The organism is Candidatus Omnitrophota bacterium (assembly GCA_030695905.1).
In the GTDB taxonomy this organism is placed as follows: domain Bacteria; phylum Omnitrophota; class Gorgyraeia; order 2-01-FULL-45-10; family 2-01-FULL-45-10; genus CAZHPY01.
Window position 1 is genome coordinate 176,020 of the sequence record JAUYOL010000036.1, and the last position, 17,265, is coordinate 193,284.

General features: G+C 45.4%; 16 protein-coding genes. All 16 read right to left on the bottom strand.

Features of this window, described 5'->3' with window-relative positions:
* Positions 1-5 precede the first annotated feature (5 nt).
* Genes Q8R38_06185 through Q8R38_06260 form a run of 16 tightly spaced genes read right to left on the bottom strand, consistent with a single transcriptional unit; the run spans position 6 to position 17,263 of the window.
* Positions 6-800 carry a class I SAM-dependent methyltransferase gene (locus Q8R38_06185; GenBank protein ID MDP3791612.1) on the bottom strand — a complete coding sequence of 265 codons (795 nt, stop codon included), beginning with the start codon at positions 798-800 and terminating at the stop codon, positions 6-8.
* Positions 784-2,034 carry a glycosyltransferase gene (locus Q8R38_06190; GenBank protein ID MDP3791613.1) on the bottom strand — a complete coding sequence of 417 codons (1,251 nt, stop codon included), beginning with the start codon at positions 2,032-2,034 and terminating at the stop codon, positions 784-786. The genes Q8R38_06185 and Q8R38_06190 overlap by 17 nt, the downstream gene beginning before the upstream one ends.
* Before the next feature lie 3 nt (positions 2,035-2,037).
* Positions 2,038-2,910, bottom strand: a complete 873-nt coding sequence (locus Q8R38_06195; GenBank protein ID MDP3791614.1) for a class I SAM-dependent methyltransferase — start codon at positions 2,908-2,910, stop codon at positions 2,038-2,040.
* A gap of 2 nt (positions 2,911-2,912) precedes the next feature.
* Complete coding sequence (locus tag Q8R38_06200) at positions 2,913-3,635, bottom strand: class I SAM-dependent methyltransferase (protein MDP3791615.1); 723 nt, start codon at positions 3,633-3,635, stop codon at positions 2,913-2,915.
* A 15-nt stretch (positions 3,636-3,650) separates the two neighbouring features.
* Positions 3,651-4,496, bottom strand: a complete 846-nt coding sequence (locus tag Q8R38_06205; GenBank protein ID MDP3791616.1) for a radical SAM protein — start codon at positions 4,494-4,496, stop codon at positions 3,651-3,653.
* A 2-nt stretch (positions 4,497-4,498) separates the two neighbouring features.
* Complete coding sequence (locus Q8R38_06210; GenBank protein MDP3791617.1) at positions 4,499-5,461, bottom strand: glycosyltransferase family A protein; 963 nt, start codon at positions 5,459-5,461, stop codon at positions 4,499-4,501.
* 11 nt (positions 5,462-5,472) lie between these two features.
* Positions 5,473-7,029 carry a radical SAM protein gene (locus Q8R38_06215; protein ID MDP3791618.1) on the bottom strand — a complete coding sequence of 519 codons (1,557 nt, stop codon included), beginning with the start codon at positions 7,027-7,029 and terminating at the stop codon, positions 5,473-5,475.
* Positions 7,030-7,060: 31 nt separating this feature from the next.
* Positions 7,061-8,317, bottom strand: a complete 1,257-nt coding sequence (locus Q8R38_06220) for a glycosyltransferase (protein ID MDP3791619.1) — start codon at positions 8,315-8,317, stop codon at positions 7,061-7,063.
* A gap of 11 nt (positions 8,318-8,328) precedes the next feature.
* Complete coding sequence (locus tag Q8R38_06225) at positions 8,329-9,597, bottom strand: flippase (GenBank protein MDP3791620.1); 1,269 nt, start codon at positions 9,595-9,597, stop codon at positions 8,329-8,331.
* Positions 9,594-10,355: a CmcI family methyltransferase gene (locus Q8R38_06230; GenBank protein ID MDP3791621.1), complete on the bottom strand. Its 762-nt coding sequence runs from the start codon at positions 10,353-10,355 to the stop codon at positions 9,594-9,596. The genes Q8R38_06225 and Q8R38_06230 overlap by 4 nt, the downstream gene beginning before the upstream one ends.
* Entirely contained in the window at positions 10,339-11,172 is an 834-nt protein-coding gene (locus Q8R38_06235) for an NAD(P)-dependent oxidoreductase (protein MDP3791622.1), read from the bottom strand. The genes Q8R38_06230 and Q8R38_06235 overlap by 17 nt, the downstream gene beginning before the upstream one ends.
* On the bottom strand, positions 11,169-12,680 hold the full coding sequence (locus tag Q8R38_06240) for a radical SAM protein (protein MDP3791623.1): 1,512 nt from the start codon (positions 12,678-12,680) through the stop codon (positions 11,169-11,171). Before Q8R38_06240 ends, Q8R38_06235 begins: the two co-directional genes overlap by 4 nt.
* Entirely contained in the window at positions 12,671-13,189 is a 519-nt protein-coding gene (rfbC, locus tag Q8R38_06245; protein MDP3791624.1) for a dTDP-4-dehydrorhamnose 3,5-epimerase, read from the bottom strand. Before rfbC ends, Q8R38_06240 begins: the two co-directional genes overlap by 10 nt.
* The gene (locus Q8R38_06250) at positions 13,186-14,412 is read right to left on the bottom strand and encodes a class I SAM-dependent methyltransferase (protein MDP3791625.1); all 1,227 of its coding nucleotides are present in this window, start codon (positions 14,410-14,412) and stop codon (positions 13,186-13,188) included. The genes rfbC and Q8R38_06250 overlap by 4 nt, the downstream gene beginning before the upstream one ends.
* Before the next feature lie 2 nt (positions 14,413-14,414).
* Positions 14,415-15,185 carry a glucose-1-phosphate cytidylyltransferase gene (rfbF, locus tag Q8R38_06255; GenBank protein ID MDP3791626.1) on the bottom strand — a complete coding sequence of 257 codons (771 nt, stop codon included), beginning with the start codon at positions 15,183-15,185 and terminating at the stop codon, positions 14,415-14,417.
* Positions 15,182-17,263: a hypothetical protein gene (locus tag Q8R38_06260; GenBank protein ID MDP3791627.1), complete on the bottom strand. Its 2,082-nt coding sequence runs from the start codon at positions 17,261-17,263 to the stop codon at positions 15,182-15,184. The genes rfbF and Q8R38_06260 overlap by 4 nt, the downstream gene beginning before the upstream one ends.
* Positions 17,264-17,265 lie beyond the last annotated feature (2 nt).

A 17,265-nucleotide genomic window follows, 5' to 3' on the forward strand; every position in this document is an offset into this window, starting at 1 on the left:
CTTATTCATACTTTCTTAGCGACGATGATTATTCCATTCCCGCTCTTATTTACCTTTGCGACGTCTAAAATCATTAGTATCGTAACAAGCGGTTGAACAAATAAAAAATAGAGTGGGAATAAGGCCAAAAATAGTAACGGGCGAAACTGGCACATGCAGAACAATTCATAACCTAAGGCGCCAAGTTTCCCAAAAGATATCCGCGTGTCGATAATCTTGAGTTTATTCTTTTCAATGATCCCGGTTATCTCGCTTAAGGCGTACCCTTCCCGGACATGCTCCAGGCTATGCGGTTTAAAAAAATCGGCATTTCTCAAGAACGGTAGCACTCTTTTTTGGGGACTTGCCGGCACACCAACGATTAAAATACCATCTCTCTTAAGCGCTTTAAAGAATGTCGCGACCACGGCATTATCTTTTTCAATATGCTCCAAAACATCCGTGCATAGTATAAGATCGAATTGATTATCCTGCTGCAGGTCAACAAGATCTGAATGCCTGGTTTCAATATTAAGATTCTCCCTGTTTATAAACGGCCTAAAATTTTCTATCCTGGACTTATCGATATCAACGGCGCAAATCTTAGCCCGCGGGAACGCCCTTGACAAATAGTAACTATACTGCCCAAAACCTACCCCGGCATCAAGTATATTCAATGTTTCTTTTTCCCTGCCCTTGAGCGCAGCTTTGAGCGCGCACTTTACGTACCATTCCGTCAATATATTCAGAGAAAGGTAAAGATAATACCCTTTTCTTATCAACGAATTTTCGGATAACTTTTTCTTAATAAACTTTTTCATAAGCTCGCGCCAACACCTTGGAATACTCGTTCTGTTCATGAAGCGCCGACTTCTCCGGATCCATCAAAGTTAACACCTTTTCGCGGGCATTTTTACCCATCTTCTTCCCGTCAGCAGGGCTTGCTAATATGCTGTCTATCCTGTCGGCCAACGCCATCCAGTCCCTGTTAGGCACCAGGTAACCGGTCTCTCCATCAACAACAACCTCTCTCTGCCAGTCATAGTCATATGCGATGATCGGCACTCCGGCAAGCGCAGACTCAACCAATGCCCTACCCATGTGCGGTGAAATAATAGCTGTTGCTTTAGGTAAAACGGCGGCGATCCACTCTTGAGCGCGGTTGCCGGCAAAGATCACCGCGTCTTCAACCTTCAGCGAGGTTGCCAGGGCCTCGAGTTCCTTTCTTATCGGTCCGTCTCCGATTATAAGGCCCTTGACGCGGCGCCCCCGCTTGATAAGTTCAGCGACAACGCGGATCATGTCTTCAATGAGTTTCATTGGAACAAGACGCGATACGGTCGCCAGGACCTTTTCATCCTTTATTCCAAGCCCGGCAAGCTGCGTGTCGCCGTCGGAACGCACGGCCGGTTCCTGCCAGTGATCCTTGTGTATAAGATTACCGTACCTAAAAACCGTCGCGACATCGGGGCGGCCGCCATTCTCCAGGGCATAACGCATATTGTCCTCATTCGCTCCCGCTATTAAGTCACAGCGCGGGAACACAAATCTTTCTACGATCTTTTCAATCCAGCGAAACTTGAACAGACGCGGCATCACAGGCTTTCCCGTCAATCGAAAAATTTCGTCATATCTGAAACAAGCCCTGACAACCAAAGGCACTCTCAGTCTTCTGGCTAAAAATAATCCCATTAATCCCAGATAATACGGATCGCCTATGCGCACAACTTTTACCTTTAGCTCTCTGGCCATCTTAAGCAATATCCGCGTCAGTTTAATTTGCGCTAAAAACAGATTTAACGGAGGCGCAAACCGCCAGGTACGACTAACGCCTACTTTCCCCTCTACGAACAGATGCGAGTCATCAAGCCGAGTGATGACGGGATCACCGAACCTGTTATCGCCAGATTCAAAAATTCCGGCCAGCGGATGCACGGAAATGACCTTATCAAAATATCCTGCAAGCCTTCTACTGTCCAGCGCCTGCTCCATACGGTTTTCCCTGAACATCTTTAGCGTATAAGACATATCCAGGACAAGGATCGCTTTTGTCAATTTTTAGTACCTGCCTATTAATTTCAAATGAAACTTAAGCGGAATTTTCAAAACTATAAAACGGTATAAAAGATATAAGGCACTCCTTAACCTTTCAGGGAGCATAGCCGCTACCTTCTTTAATGAATCACTCCTTTTTGATTGCGCGTCTTTTGCGGCCTGAGCGCCTGGCCACCTTTTTAAATATTGGCCTTGCTGGATAGAGGCATTAAAAGTAGACGTATCCGTTTTTTTAACTACAAAAAACACATAATATATATTCTTGCCAAGGCCTCCATAAGAGAGCCTGTCCAGGCATCCCGGCACATATTTATAGGCATCCATTAAATAATTATTCCCGTATCTGGAATATTTCACGAATAACGAATCTTTTATTTCCCAGTTATTTGCCGAATAATAATCCCAGAATAATGTCGGTGAAAACATATAAAATCCGTGTTCTACGCAATTCGTTGAAGGCAAAAAGTGAATTATCCTGCCCCCTGCTTTAAGCATTTTATGGTAATTCTCGAGTACCTTCGGCAGGTTAAATACGTGTTCCGAAGTGCCTCCGTCAAATATCAAATCATATTTACCGTGAAGATTGACTGGCACGTCCTTATTTAAGTCATGTATTATTGTGCATTTCTCAAAATCGCTATAATCAAGGCTGTCTATGTTGTCAAAGCCGGCCGATAAAAATAAATCCACGTCGGTAACGCGAGCGCCCGTGACGGGTTTTTTTAATTCAAAGCCCATATCTTGAGCCCATCTCTTGAATACAAGCGGCGTGACAGGACAGATATCCTGCCTTCCTATGGTCAGCGCATGCCCGGAAAATTTTTCCCTACTACCCTCTCTCATCAAAAGCTTGATTGAGCCGCGATCAGTACCCATTTCTATCCCCTATTTTTCAGGCAAATGAACCATTTACCTATTTGCGCGCCGCCTGTCCAGGCAGAATCCAGAATGTATACAACGTCATGATATTGCTTAAATTTGCTCGCCCACCAGTCCAGGTTGTTATTGAAATAGGACTGACCGGCGCATTTTACCCACCCCTCATTCTTGCCGCTTTCTGAAACCGGGATCTGATGAAAAGCTGCGTTTTTCACGATTCTGCTCGATTCTTTTATAGCCCTTGAAATGCCTTCTTCGGTAAAATGTTCGATAGACCCGATAGAATACGCATAGTCAAAATAATTGTCTTCATAGCCGGTGTCTGTGACATCGCACACCTTAAGCCGCTCTGCCAGTATCCCCTTAGCCACGGCCCTTTCTATCAATAAATCGGAAATATCGCATCCGTAGATCACAACTCCGGGAAACTTCTTCGAAAGTATATCGATCGTCTTACCCGTGCCGCAGGCAATGTCTAATATCCGTCCGCGACAATTAGCCAGCAGGAATTGAATCTCGTTCCATACCGTTCCTTCGCCCCAATTCTCCAGTTTGTCCGCAAAGGCCTTATTCCAATATATGCCTAAGTCCTGATTCGACGGGTTACGCGGCCTTTTTATGCGCCTTGTGATCTTTGAAATAACCCTGTTATTTACAAATTTCAAAGAATCCCACACTACTGGCGGGCATAGCCGCTTAAAAACTACTTTATAACTTACCATCTCATCTCTTTCGATTTAAAACTTTTTTGGAACTGAGGACGCTTTCATACGGTTCGAAATAGCGTCTTTAAAGCTTGGGGTCACGCACCCTTCCCTTTTGTCCGCCAGCGCCTTACAGCCGGATACGCAATATCTGCAAATGTCTTTTCTTAAATTTGGCCATGCATCCATAAACCTTTCGGGAAAATCATATTTTGCGTATTCCGCGAGCCCAAACAGCATCGCTATCGGTCCGCAGGTGCCTCCGGGCCAGTAACCATATGCATTCAATAATACGCCGCATTCCCGCGGAAGGCTGCACACATCCCATTTAAGCCCGAGGTCCACCGGAGCCGAAAGCACATATATAAATGACTCATGCGCTTCTTTAGGCGACGCGATAATCTCTATCTTTTTTTCGTTAAAAGCCCTGTCTATATTAGCGTCAAGCCTGCATTCTTTTAAAGCGCTGCTTGAGCCGATAATACCGTTTGTATATATCTCTATGCGCGCAAGATTCCCGGGAACCATCAATTCGTAGAAAAGCAGCGATATGAAATCATGCAGCCGCGGGTGTAGGAAAGGCTCTCCGCCAAGTATCTGTATGCGTTTCAAACGAATATTTTTCTGCCTGACCTGGTTTATGAATTTTTCAATTTGCTCAATTTTCATATCCGCGTCTTTGAGGTGCGGCAGCCCAAGATTACAGAAACGGTTGCACTTAGAACATAATTTGTTGCAACGATACGTGATTTCAAGCTGTATATATTTGACGCGCCAATTCTTATCTAAATTTTGCGCGACAGATACTGATGCGCGGTAAATTTTATGCTTTACCCACGGTACTACCTGCCAGATATTATTTTTATTCTTTAAGGACATGCCTATCTCCACCATCCGAGCATCGGTTTTATGATCCTTTCGCGGAAAAGGCCGTCGTTCGCCACCCTTGTATTCGGATTGTGCAGCCACCGCCAATATATAGCCTCGCCTACACGCTCTTTCGATCCGGCCGGGCATAGTGACCCGGCGGATTTGATTAAAAGTTTTAAAAAAACCTGCCTTGCCTGGTCCTGGATCAAAACGCCCCATAGTTGAAACTTCCTTAAGAATGATATTCTCGCACCCGCTATCCGGCTAAAATGGTCGCAGAATAATATAAAGAACGGCAGGTACCACCATGGCTTATTCTGCCCCCCGAGCGCGGCGCTATAATCCTGTTCGACAGTATTCCATTTGGGGCGCCCGAAGTAAGTAAAAAGTACTTCCGGTACCTGGATAAAATCGCCGTAAATAGACAGCTCCTGGATAAACGCCAGCTCCGTCGACATGCTTTTACGCAACATGTGCGTTTGGCGCATCGCCGATGAACGATAAAGCCCGTAAAGCGCCACTGCCGGAAGCCGCTTCAGGGTTTCGCGGTACCTGCCCGCTAACCCTGAGACGTTCGCGAAGCTGTCAAGAGTGGCGACACGCAACAGCTCTTCCCTGCCCTCAATATAAGACGCCGTATGCACCTGGCACAGCACCGCACCCGAGGATTGTTCCATCTTCCTGACGCATGCGTTCACAAAAGAACGCTCCCGTTTATCGTCATGCGCGGCCCACATGAAATATTTTCCTTTAGAGAGCTCAAAAACACGGTTAAAGTTATACAGTATCCCCATATTTTTTTCGGACCTGTTGTATTTAATCCTGGGGTCTTTATGCGCATATTCCCGGCAGATCTCAGGAGTCGCGTCCGTAGACCCGTTATCAGAAATGATGATCTCAAGATTAGCGTAATCCTGTTCCAATAGAGAATCCAGTGCGCGCGATATATGCCTCTCGCCATTAAACACCGGCACGCCTATACTGACTAAAGGTTCTGAATTTTTGATATACGCCTCATAATCGCGTTACGGAACAACCTGTTAATCCCGAGTTTCGAGAATAGCACCGCCTTCTGCCCGCCCATCCACGAGATCTCAAGATTAAAAACTTCATAACATATGACCCGGTATCTGTAGATCTTCATCAGGGCCTTCATGAGCCGCGGATACATCTTCTGTTTTACAGTAGCCGGATAAATATCTTTAAGCAACCTGTCAAAAACCTTGCGTGGAAGCTTAACAAAAACAAGCATCACGATCAAGATGTTGGCGAGCGTAGGGGCCAGACAGTGAAAGCTGGAGTTAATATCAGGGATCGATATGCCTCGCTCTTTCAGATCGGCAGCAAGCTGCGTATTCGGTATCACCCTTAAGGAAAAGAGATACAACGTAAAAGGCCTTGGCAGGCCATAGACCAATTCCAAGGTACGTATTATATCATCCCGTGTCTCTATCGGATTATCCAGTATGATGTCGTAGTTTGGTGGTACCATATACGAAGAATATCTGCCTATAATTTTTGTCGCATCCTGAATGAGGCCCGGCCTGTTAGGCCGTTGATAAAATTTCAGGATATCATCGCTGCCGCTTTGTATGCCCATACGCATCCGCACAAGCCCCGCCCGTACAAGAATGCTTATCTTCTCTTCGTTCACATACGCGGGTATTATGCCGCCGACCGCGAAAGGCATATTTACTTCTTTTTTCCACAGCTCCGCAAATTCCTTCAATATGTTAAGAGGTATCGACATAAACCCGTCATCTACAAAAGTCACAGCCGAAAGATACGGATATTTACTTAATACATTCTTTATCTCATCGATAATATAGCGCGCTGAAGGGTATCTTATCCTGCCGTATGTAGGGTCATTTTTGATAAATTTCGAGTTGCTGCAATAAGTGCATTTGTTCGGGCAACCGATAGACCATATAGTTGTATAGAATAGCCCTTTTGCTTTAATGAAATCCTCGCCCCGGAATGGGATAAAACCCCTGCCGGAAACAAATAACAACTCGTCGTCCATAAATAAATGGAACGGGAATCCGGACATCTCCTGGGGCGTGTTAAGAGGAAGAAACCCGTTCTTTATTACCACCTCTCCATCCCTAAACCAAAAATTTCCGATCGAACGGTATGAGCTGCCCTGCTCAATCGTTGATAGCAGCCGCAGAAACACTTTCTCGCCTTCGCCGACACAAACCGCATCGGCGTGCTTGATCACGTCTTCAGGGCACAGTATCGCATGGACGCCGCCCCAAATGATAAAAAGGCTTGGATTCAAGGTCTTTGCCGCAGCAATAACATTCTTTGCCGTTTCGGCATGAGCGGTCATGCATGAAAAACATGCGACATTCGCGGCCGCTATGCGTTCTGCTATAAACCGCAGGTCTTCTTTGGAGCGGATATTTTTTGACGCAATATTCAGGAAATCCGCGTCCGGATAAGTCTTGCGAGCGATAGCGGCTATTTTGCGCAGCCCTATAGATATATAATCATTATCCAGGGCCACGAGGCATAGTTTTATTTTATGTGGAGCGTTCATCAAAAATTATTCCTTTATAGTTTTACGCAGGCTAAATAGTCGGCTCTGCTTTACTCGGAGTATCGTAAGCATACTTTGGCAAACCTAATATACCCCTTATGATATTCTTGGTTCTTTTGTGCTTGTAAAAAAAGATGGAGGCCACATACCTGCAATGCATCCTGAGGCTGCGAAAATTGATCTTCCGATATTTCAAAAAGAAACAAAATTCCTCGAGCGCATTTTTATATTTTCCATTTAACAGGAACAGCCCTATATATAGAAACCTGAATGTCGCATAATTTCTTATAAATTCTTTATCGACATATATGCTCGGATTCCTTTTCTCATACATATCTATATTCTCGAAGATCCTCGCAAATGCAGTCCTCGCATCATAGTCCCTTACTGCCCTTTCATGCGCCCTTCTTGCAATATTTTCTCTTTCTTTTTCATTCGCCAGATAATAACGGATTTTTTGCAGCAATTCTTCTTTCGTTCGGAATACGTCTATCTCTTTCCCTATTTCGAACATGTTTTCCATGCCTGGCGCATATTCGCTTAAAACAAATCCTCCGCATAACGCAATTTCTATAGGCCGCCCCTTGGACTGTTTGACCCTGTTATTAATATTCAAACCAAACAATGTCGAATCGGCGTTTATGCTGGTAAAATTCAAATTTATCCTGCTTGTCCTGAATATGTCCAACATGTTGTCAAAGCCGACGTATCCATTCGAGGTGCCTTCGCCATAAGGCTGTATCTTCACGTTATTAGCGGCCAGATAATCGATATGCTCTTTACGGTTTTTAGTCAGAAGACTGCCAACAAATGATACGTCGATATTTTTTTCGGAATCATGACTGCGCGAATACCGGTTCTTACTGAACAGGCTGAAAGTGCATATCGCATTTATGTTTAAAAGTTCATACCTGAACTTCGACAGGTAATCCGGCAGCGTTACTAAATTAGCTGCCTGCGCATAATATTTATCGCTTGAATCAAAAAAATATTCCGTGTCAAAAAAATTCATACTTATAAATGACGAACTTGACAATTTTTTGATGAAATTAATATCAAAAGTTAAATCACTGGATCCGAGAATAAAGAAAATATAATTAATCCTTTTTTCAATAATCATGCCCTCGATTCTTTTCTCAAAAAGATTCTTCCCTGTCTGGATATACAGATCCATATAGTCTACAAAGCAATAGTTATCGCTGTTTTCTTTTATACCATCGCAATAGTTTTCGCATATTGTGTTGGTTTTCCATAAATGAGATATTACCATTGCATTACGCTCGGGCATCGGGATATCCTTCATGCAAATACACTTTTGCGCCGCCTGTATTTGAAAACAAGAATTACGGCGCATGTTGCGATCATTTCTGAGATCAATAATGCGATCGAAATGCCTATATCTTTGTATAAAGGGGTTAAGATAAAAGCCAGTATCACGTTGATTACCCCCACGAATATAACTATTGAAGAGAACGCCTTATTCATGCTAAAGGTCAGCAATCCCTGTACAGCCACGATGCTGCTGGTTCCAAGAAGAAATGGCAGCGGCGAAAGTATCCTCAGGATTATCACTGACCGAGTATATTGAGGGCCTAAAAGTATTTTCACGATATAGGGTGCGAAAATAAAAATAGTCGCCCCCATGATAATAGTCGCCACGCCGACACCAATAAGCAGTTTTTTGATGATAGCGACAGCTTTCTTTTTCGAGTCGACTACCAGCCGGCTTATATATGGATACATAGACTGCGAAACAGGGCTTAACAACGCCACAAACGCCTTTACTATAGAGTCGGCTGCCTTATAATAGCCGACGATCTCATTTCTGCAAAACAGGCCTAAAATGAATATATTGCTTGTGGTATAAACACTGACGGAAGCCATCCCTAAAAAAACATGCCATCCTTCCTTCAATTCCGAATAAATCGAAGTTTTCAAAGGAGCTTTTATTCTTATGCCGAATTTTTTTATAATGAGCCACAAGCTGATCACGCTGGCTGTAAAAGTCCCTATCAGATTTGATAAAGGCACATAAATATAGTCCGACTGTGCTTTTACAAAACTGAAGATGGCTACTATGAATATTACCCTCGATAACATGCTCAAATAACTAATATACTTCATTTTTTCCATTCCCTGAAAAAACCAGGTAGGGAAAAGGATATTACACATGATAGCCAGATAAGACACTAAATAAAGGTCCCAGTCTCTCCTGAATTTGGAGAATACGGCTACTATCACGGTTAAAGCAACAAGGCATACGAAAAAGAGGATGGTTTTTATCAACATTATGGAATTAAAAACCTGCACAAGCCCCTCGTTGGTATCTCTGCTAACAGCGATCTTTTTCGATGCGGTATGTATAAAACCGTACTCGGCTATGACCATAAAATAGTAGACAAATGCCTGGGCGAATGCGACTAACCCGAATTTTTCAGGGCCCAGCACGCGGACAAGATAAGGTAATGTAATGAGCGGCAATATATAGGTCGACCCCTGAAAAATGAACAACGATATGATATTCTCTATTATCTGTTTCTTTTCTCCGGAAATCGGCATATTTATCATTTCATTCGCCGCAGAAAAGCGCCCGGCCAATAGGTAACGCGCTCTTTTATCTGCCCCTCATTAAACTGAAACACCGGTTCTTCCTGAACAAAATCATCCCGCTCCGACAGAAAATTCTTAATAGCCGATTGTGGGTTGTCCGTAGCCCATTCAGGCTTGGTGCGCGGCGCCCCCACAAGCTCTTTCGTAATACCGTCGCATGCGACGATATATGAATCTACCGCTACAAATTCAGAATAGGCCCGTAATTCGGCCAGGACATGCTCTTTTGTGTGATTGGCATCTAAAATGACCAGGCCTTTTTCACCGCGTTTTACCTGAGAGCGGACCTTGCCGATTATCTTATTGTCAACAGACGACCCTTCGATCATGGTGATTAGGCTATACATATCATGCGCCTCGATAGCCTTGCGGTTGTGCGGCCGGATCTCAATATCTACGCCTATCACCCGTCCTTTACCCATCGCCTTAAAAAGGCTAGCGTAGAATATCAAGCTGCCTCCATGCGCTATACCGGTTTCGATCAATACATCCGGTTTCACGCGATAGATGACCTCCTGGATACGCATGACATCTTCAGGCAGCTGTATTATCGGACGGCCCATCCATGTAAAGGAGTAGACGTGTTTTGTGTCCCACCCTGACCGTAGCCATAAAGAAGAGAGTAATTTAAACGCTTCGGGCGTGCCGATGTCAAACTCGCGCTTGACGCCATTTTCAGTTACGGTGATATTATCGCCGTTAATACGTATATCCATGTTCTACATCTTTCTTTTCCCTATAGCGGCGTACCATGCCCGCCAGAGAGCCCAGAACATCGCCGGGCGTCAGGCCGAGGTCCTTTCGCGCGCGTGAAATGTCGATCTCGGGGAAATCCAACAGCCGCGCGTCCGGGACCACTTCCCACTTACAGTGTTCGACCGCGGTAATCGCCTCACAGACCTGCCTGTTGCTCAGGTTCCGGCCCGATGCGATATTGTATATGGGCCCGGACCGGGGCAGTTCCCCCAAAGCGATTATCGCCCCTACTGCGTCCTCCAGGAGAATGAAGTCCTTAGCGCTCTGGGCCATTGAATGCAGGAGTATCGATTTTTCTTCGCATGCCTCGCGCATAAGGACGGATATGAAATTATCGGATGAGAAGTCCGGCCCTATTACATTGGACAGGCGCGCAACGACCGCATTCCGCCCGGAATGCAGGCAAGCCGATTCGCCCATGAGTTTCGATATATTGTAAAGATCGGAAGGATCATTCGGATCCGCTAAAAGCACGCTATCCTCGTTCACGCATCCCTTAAGCCCCGCGTATACCCTTGTAGATGAAAGATAGACCAGTTTTTCATAACTTGTTTCGCGCAGGACGCGATTTAACACACATACATGCGCATCCACCGTATCAAGTGGCCGTTGGCGGAAATCGGCGGTAAGGCCGATACAGTAAAACGCTACGCCCAGGTCGCGGCCCGACAGCTTCTCTTCGCGGGCCGGACAGAACACGGAGTGGCCGCGCCGGCCCAGCGCCGCAGCTACGTGTTTGCCTATAAAACCGTTGACGCCGAGTACGGTATAGTTCATATCTTGACCCCGTCGCTGTATTCAAGCGCTTCGTCCGACCACGAACGCTGTACAAGATCGGCGAAGAGAGATCTATTATTCTCGAAATCGCGCTCGCAGCGCTCTACTTTGGAAAGGTACTTTTCGGGCAGCTTCGTATACAACCTGAAACATCTCCGTATTCCCTCAACCTCCTCCGGGCTCATCGGCTGGCCCCGCAAAACGGTCTTTCCGGTAAAGGTCCGCGCAGCTTCATCGCCTTTTATATAACCATGGTCCATACAGAACTTCCTTAAGGGGACTCCAGTAAAAGGATAAAAGACGCTCATGATAGCCACGGTAGGCCGGATCTCGCGAATCAAACCTATCGTCTGAAAGGCCTCCCGGCGTGTTTCGGTAGGAAAGCCTATCATACAGTATGCGCTGGAACGCAACCCATAACGGTGTATCAAGGCAAAAGCATTATATATGGAATCGACCGTCATGTGCCGGCCGCATATATTCCGCAATATACGCGAGCTTCCCGATTCAACCCCTAAAGATATCTGCACCGGGACCCGCATCCCGGAGACCAGACGCATCTTGTCTTCAGTAATCGACTCGGGCCGGGTCTGTAAAATAAGCGGCAGGCGGATCTCTTTACCGTACCAGCCGCAAAACCGTTCAATATCCCCGGTATTGTTATGAAAGAAGCACTCGTCCTGAAGCTGCAGTATCTCTGCTCCGCGATCCTTAAACTGCTTTACACCGCGCTGAAAATTTTCAAACGGGCGCACTCGAAAGAATTGACCAAGGCCCCTAAAGCTGTTTTTAAGCGCGGCATTGACGCAATAGCTGCACGAAAACGGGCATCCGCGGGAATACTCGATTAAAGCGCGGCGACGCATCCGGCCGTCATACGGCTTCAGTAGGTGCCTATTATCAAAAAGAGAGTGGTCGGGGCAGATATCCCAAAGCCTATCGGCCGGGATCAGCGGGCGCCTTGGATTTCTATTAATACCCTTTGGTGTGCGTACCCATAGGCCTGCTATACCGGAAACATCGTTTCCATCGCAAATTGCGCGTATCAGCTCCGCCCACGTATCTTCACCTTCGCCTACACATACGGCATTCACAAAAGGTTCGGCCATAACCGAATCCGGATCGATGGTAGCATGCACCCCGCCTACAACAACAAGCGGCGAGACTTCCGGCAACTGAACATTTTCCATGACATCTTTGAACAGCTCCCATTCTAAAGAATTGGCATGCACAGCCAGCACATCCGGATGAAATGAATTTAACTCATCCTTAAAGTCCGTGTAAAAACTCTGCAAAGGCGGATACTCTGATTTCTCACGCCCCTTTACGGGCATGAACTCTCCGGTAGATTCATGATCCTCGGTGGCGGTGTTGCTTTTGTTATAAAAGGTTGTTTCGACATAGCGCACCTCACATCCGGCGTCCTTTGCGATCGAAGAAAGTATTCCTACTGCCAGAGGTATTACTCCATCACTGCCGGTATTGGGGAACAGTATCATTATGCGCATTTTTTATCCTTCTTCGATATCACCTTAACGTCAAGGGGCCATTTTATAGAAAATAACGGGTCATCCCACCTTACGCCCTTAGCGCACTCTGGATGATAAAATTCGGACATCTGGTAAAAAACAACTGAATCATCTTCCAGTGTCTGGTATCCATGCGCAAAACCTTTCGGGATATACAACATTCTGTAATCTTCCCCGCCTAACTCCAGCGCATACGATTTACGATAAGTGCAGGAGTCTTCCCGCAGATCTATTATAACGTCGTATATCCTGCCCTTTATACAGCTGACCAGCTTGGCCTGCTCGAACGGAGTAGACTGATAATGCATGCCGCGCAGCGTACCCCTGGCCTTGTTATAAGAGACATTGCACTGGACTATATTGAGGTCTATACCGTGCTCCTGAAATTCCTTCTGACAATAGGAGTAAGCAAAGAAACCGCGTTCGTCTTGGGCCTTCTCTAATTCTATGACATATGCGCCCTTTAATTTTGTTTCTTTGAATATCATCGGATCACCTCTAATTCCGGAATGGGAATAATGAAACTTCCTCCCCAGTCTCTTACATAAGAAAGCTGCCGCATTATTTCTTCTTTAATATTCCAGGGCAATATCAGGATGTAATCCGGCTTTGTCTGGCGTATCCTGTCCGGCGATACTATTGGTATGCGGCTGCCGGGCATAAACCGGCCTTGCTTATGCGGGCTTATATCCGCGACATAATCTATCAGGTCATTTTTTATGCCGCAGTAGTTAAGCATGGTGTTGCCCTTGGCTGCCGCGCCGTATCCGACAATAGTTTTTCCGTCATACCTTATCTTGCCTAAAAAACTGAGGAGTTCACATCTTGCCTTCTTAACCTTCTCGTCAAAAGCAAAATAATTTGTGATATCGGCATAGCCTGATTTGGTTTCTTTATCCAACATTTTGTGAACACGTTCACTAATCGGTTTTGTACCGTCATTTTTGTGTTTGACGTAAATTCTTAAGGAACCGCCATGCGTAGGCAGTTCTTCAACGTCAAAGATAACAAGAGAGTGGGAGAAAAAAACCTTTTCCGCCGTTAAAAACGAGAAATAGGAAAAATGTTCGTGATAAATGGTATCGAACTGCCTGCCCTCTATCAACCTTGCCAGATGCGGGAATTCCATTGTAATCATCCCATTCGGGTTCAGCAGTATGCTTAAGCCTTGGACAAAATCGTTTAGGTCCGGTACATGCGCCAGGACATTATTCCCGATCAACAGGTCCGCTGTTTTACCCTCGCACGCCAGCCGCTTCGCGGTCCTGGCCCCAAAGAATGCCGTTTCAGTAGGTACATTTTTCTTCCGGGCCGTTTCGGCAACATTAACGGCCGGCTCAATACCTAACACGTTAGCACCTTTTCTCATAAAATACTGCAGCAAACAGCCATCGTTACTCGCTATTTCAACAATGCGGGATTTTTTATTTATCCCGTAATCCTTAAACATCTTATCGGCATACTCTTCGCAGTGTCTCATCCACGTTTCGGAACAAGAGGAAAAATACGCATAATCGCTGAATATATTCTCCGGGCTCTCGAACTCGGGCAATTGGACTAGAAGACAATTATCGCAAACGTAAACATCTAGAGGATACAACGGTTCTTTACGAGCCAACTGCTCTTTCTTAATATAGGCGTTCGACAAAGGCGCAGAGCCTAAAGATACGAACAATTGCCTAAGCTCTTTATTGCAAAATCTGCATCTCATTTTTACCAGACCTTCCACGGCGCTTTATCGGCATCCCATAACCGCTCTAATTCCAACTTATCCCGCAGGGTATCCATCGGTTTCCAAAATCCCGTATGTTTATAAGCGACCAGATGACCCTTCTTCGCCAGATTTTCGAGCGGTTCCTTTTCCCAGTGCGTACTATCGCCTTCGATGTAATCAAAGATACCGGCCTCGAGGACGAAAAAACCCGCGTTGATCCAGTTATTATCTCCTCGCGGTTTTTCCAGGAATGAATTGACCTTGCCTGATCTTCCTACATCCAGGCTGCCGAATCTGCCGAGCGGCTGTACCGCAGTTACCGTAGCCATCTTTTTGTGCTTACGATGAAAACGTACCAGCTCCCTTATATCGATCCGTCCCACCCCGTCGCCGTATGTCATTAAAAACGGCTCTTTCCCGATATATTTTTTAATCCTTTTTATCCGGCCGCCAGTGATAGTTTCCATGCCCGTATCGACCAGCGTAACCTTCCACGGCTCTGAAGAGCTTGAATGAACGCTCACTTTATTTTTTTTCATGTCTATCGTTACATCGCTTGTGTGCAAAAAATAGTGTGAAAAATATTCCTTGATGATATAGCCCTTGTATCCCAAACAGACTATAAAATCGTTGAAACCGTAATGCGAATAGATCTTCATGATATGCCATAGTATTGGTTTGCCTCCGACCTCTATCATGGGTTTGGGTATCACGCTTGTCTCTTCGCTGATCCTCGTCCCCATGCCACCCGCAAGGATAACTACCTTCATATGCCTACCTCCTCTTTCCGGCCAGTTAATCGTAACCAAAATAAAAATATCGCGACTACCACCGTCAATGCCCAGGCCAAGAAAACATATCTAAAATATACGGCAAAAATGAACAGGTTGATAAAGTGAAGGCTAAGGCAAACGACGGCTATCATCCTCATATCAGGCGGCATCTTTCTTTTAAGAAAAGCCGCATAAAATACCAGCCCCAGAAATATCGCACGATACCATGGAGCTATCATGATCTTTAAATGCGCCGCAATCCTTGCGATACTCCCGCCGGATAAATTGAATGCCAATAATTCTTTAAAGGCGTCCAGATATAGCGACGGCGGCGTAGAAAGAGCCGTCCGGGCAAAAGCCGTGAAGACACAAAACTTGTGCCCGAAAAAATAATTATGTAAAAGCGTAAATAAGACCGGGGTGAAACCCAGCCACGAAAATAATACTTCTTTAAAGCGTCCGGCCAGCATCAATTTGCCCGCAAAATAACACAGGACTATCAACGCGGCGATCGAGAACTGGGGGCGCATAAATACCGTTACAAAAAGCAAAAGATGCGCCAGGAACCCGTACCAGTAATACGCGCCATTTCGGATTTTTGCGTATCTTAATAAAAGGGTGAGCGCCCCGAGAAAGGCGGTATATGCCAAAGTATCGGGCCATCCTCCCCGCACCACCATCACATAGATATAGTATGTGAAACCAAGCCTATCTATTGTATGAGACTGCAAAAATACGCCAAATAAAAAAAACATTGTTATCCAGAAAGACCATCTTCTTGATATAAAATTCTCCAGAAATCCGAAAAGGACATAAGGCAATATTAAAACAACGGCCAGATATCCGAAATTGGTATCGCCAAAAAATAATTTCTCTACCGCTCGAAAATACCGGAATCCGGGCGTATTCCAGAAAATATCCTCTCCCCCGCGCAGGGCCTGTTTCCAATTCCCGGATAAAGCGTTGACCAGCACCTGTCTGCCCAGGGTTTCATGGGTTGGGCCGTCTTCGCCGCCTTCATGAATAAAATACTGCCCGAACAGGTGCGGACAATATATATAAGTTATGGCCGCTGCAATAAGTATTATTGAGCATGCAAGAAGAAAGCGCTTTCTGTCTATCTTGATCATCAGATTGAGGATGAATAACGCCCCTAAGGCCTCCGGTATCCTTTTTAAAAGAGCTGAAAATTTCAGCATGGGCGATAAGACCAGGCTCATGGAAAGAGGAATCTCTTTGTTTTCTTCCGGCGCATGTATAGGCTTTTTGCCGGATAAGAAAAGCCTTATTCTCGATTTTAAATCTTTAAACCTGCCCCAGAAACCCGGCTGCTCCTTATTATTTATGGCTACCCCGAAAACTTTTTTACCGATATCCAGATCCGCTATCTTTCTACAGCCTCTGGTCTCGTTGTATATGGCCTCATAATGCCCATCCGCGCCTTCCCATAAGAGATACCCGGTCCAGCATAACGAACTATTAACAGAAGAAGGTGATAACTCATACATTACAAAAAATGGCATGCTATCCCGCCTGATATCGGACGCCCCGAACCAGCCATAGGCGCTATCATTCGCAAAGCCGCCCCTGAATTCTGTAAGATTGTTAAAGTTTATACTATCGACTATGCGGCTGTATTTCGGCTTTGAGAGGGCCGAATCCGCCGAAAAAACAAAGAGAGATTGAGGCGGCCGGCATTGCCAGCATCCGCTGTCGCTGGAAGTCCTTTTATCCAAAGGATACTTTTTTAAGAATTGCTGCTTCATAAAAGCGAAGGCTTCAGGAGGCAGCCCCTTCTCCAGTGTCTCGTTGTCGCCTTTTGTGAAAAAGATATTGTGCCCTTCCTGGATAGCCGCATGAGGAATAATACCCTTGATAATAAGGACGAAAATGGCTATAAATGAGGCGACGACCAATCGCTTATAAGAACAGCTGATCTTGCTGTTCACTATAGCTAATCCGGATATAAAAATGACCACGAAGCTGAAAACACTTATAACAGGCAATCCGACACAGATCACTATCAGGACAAAACAAGCGATCTTCTTCAAGATTTCGTAAAAATTAAACTCCATCT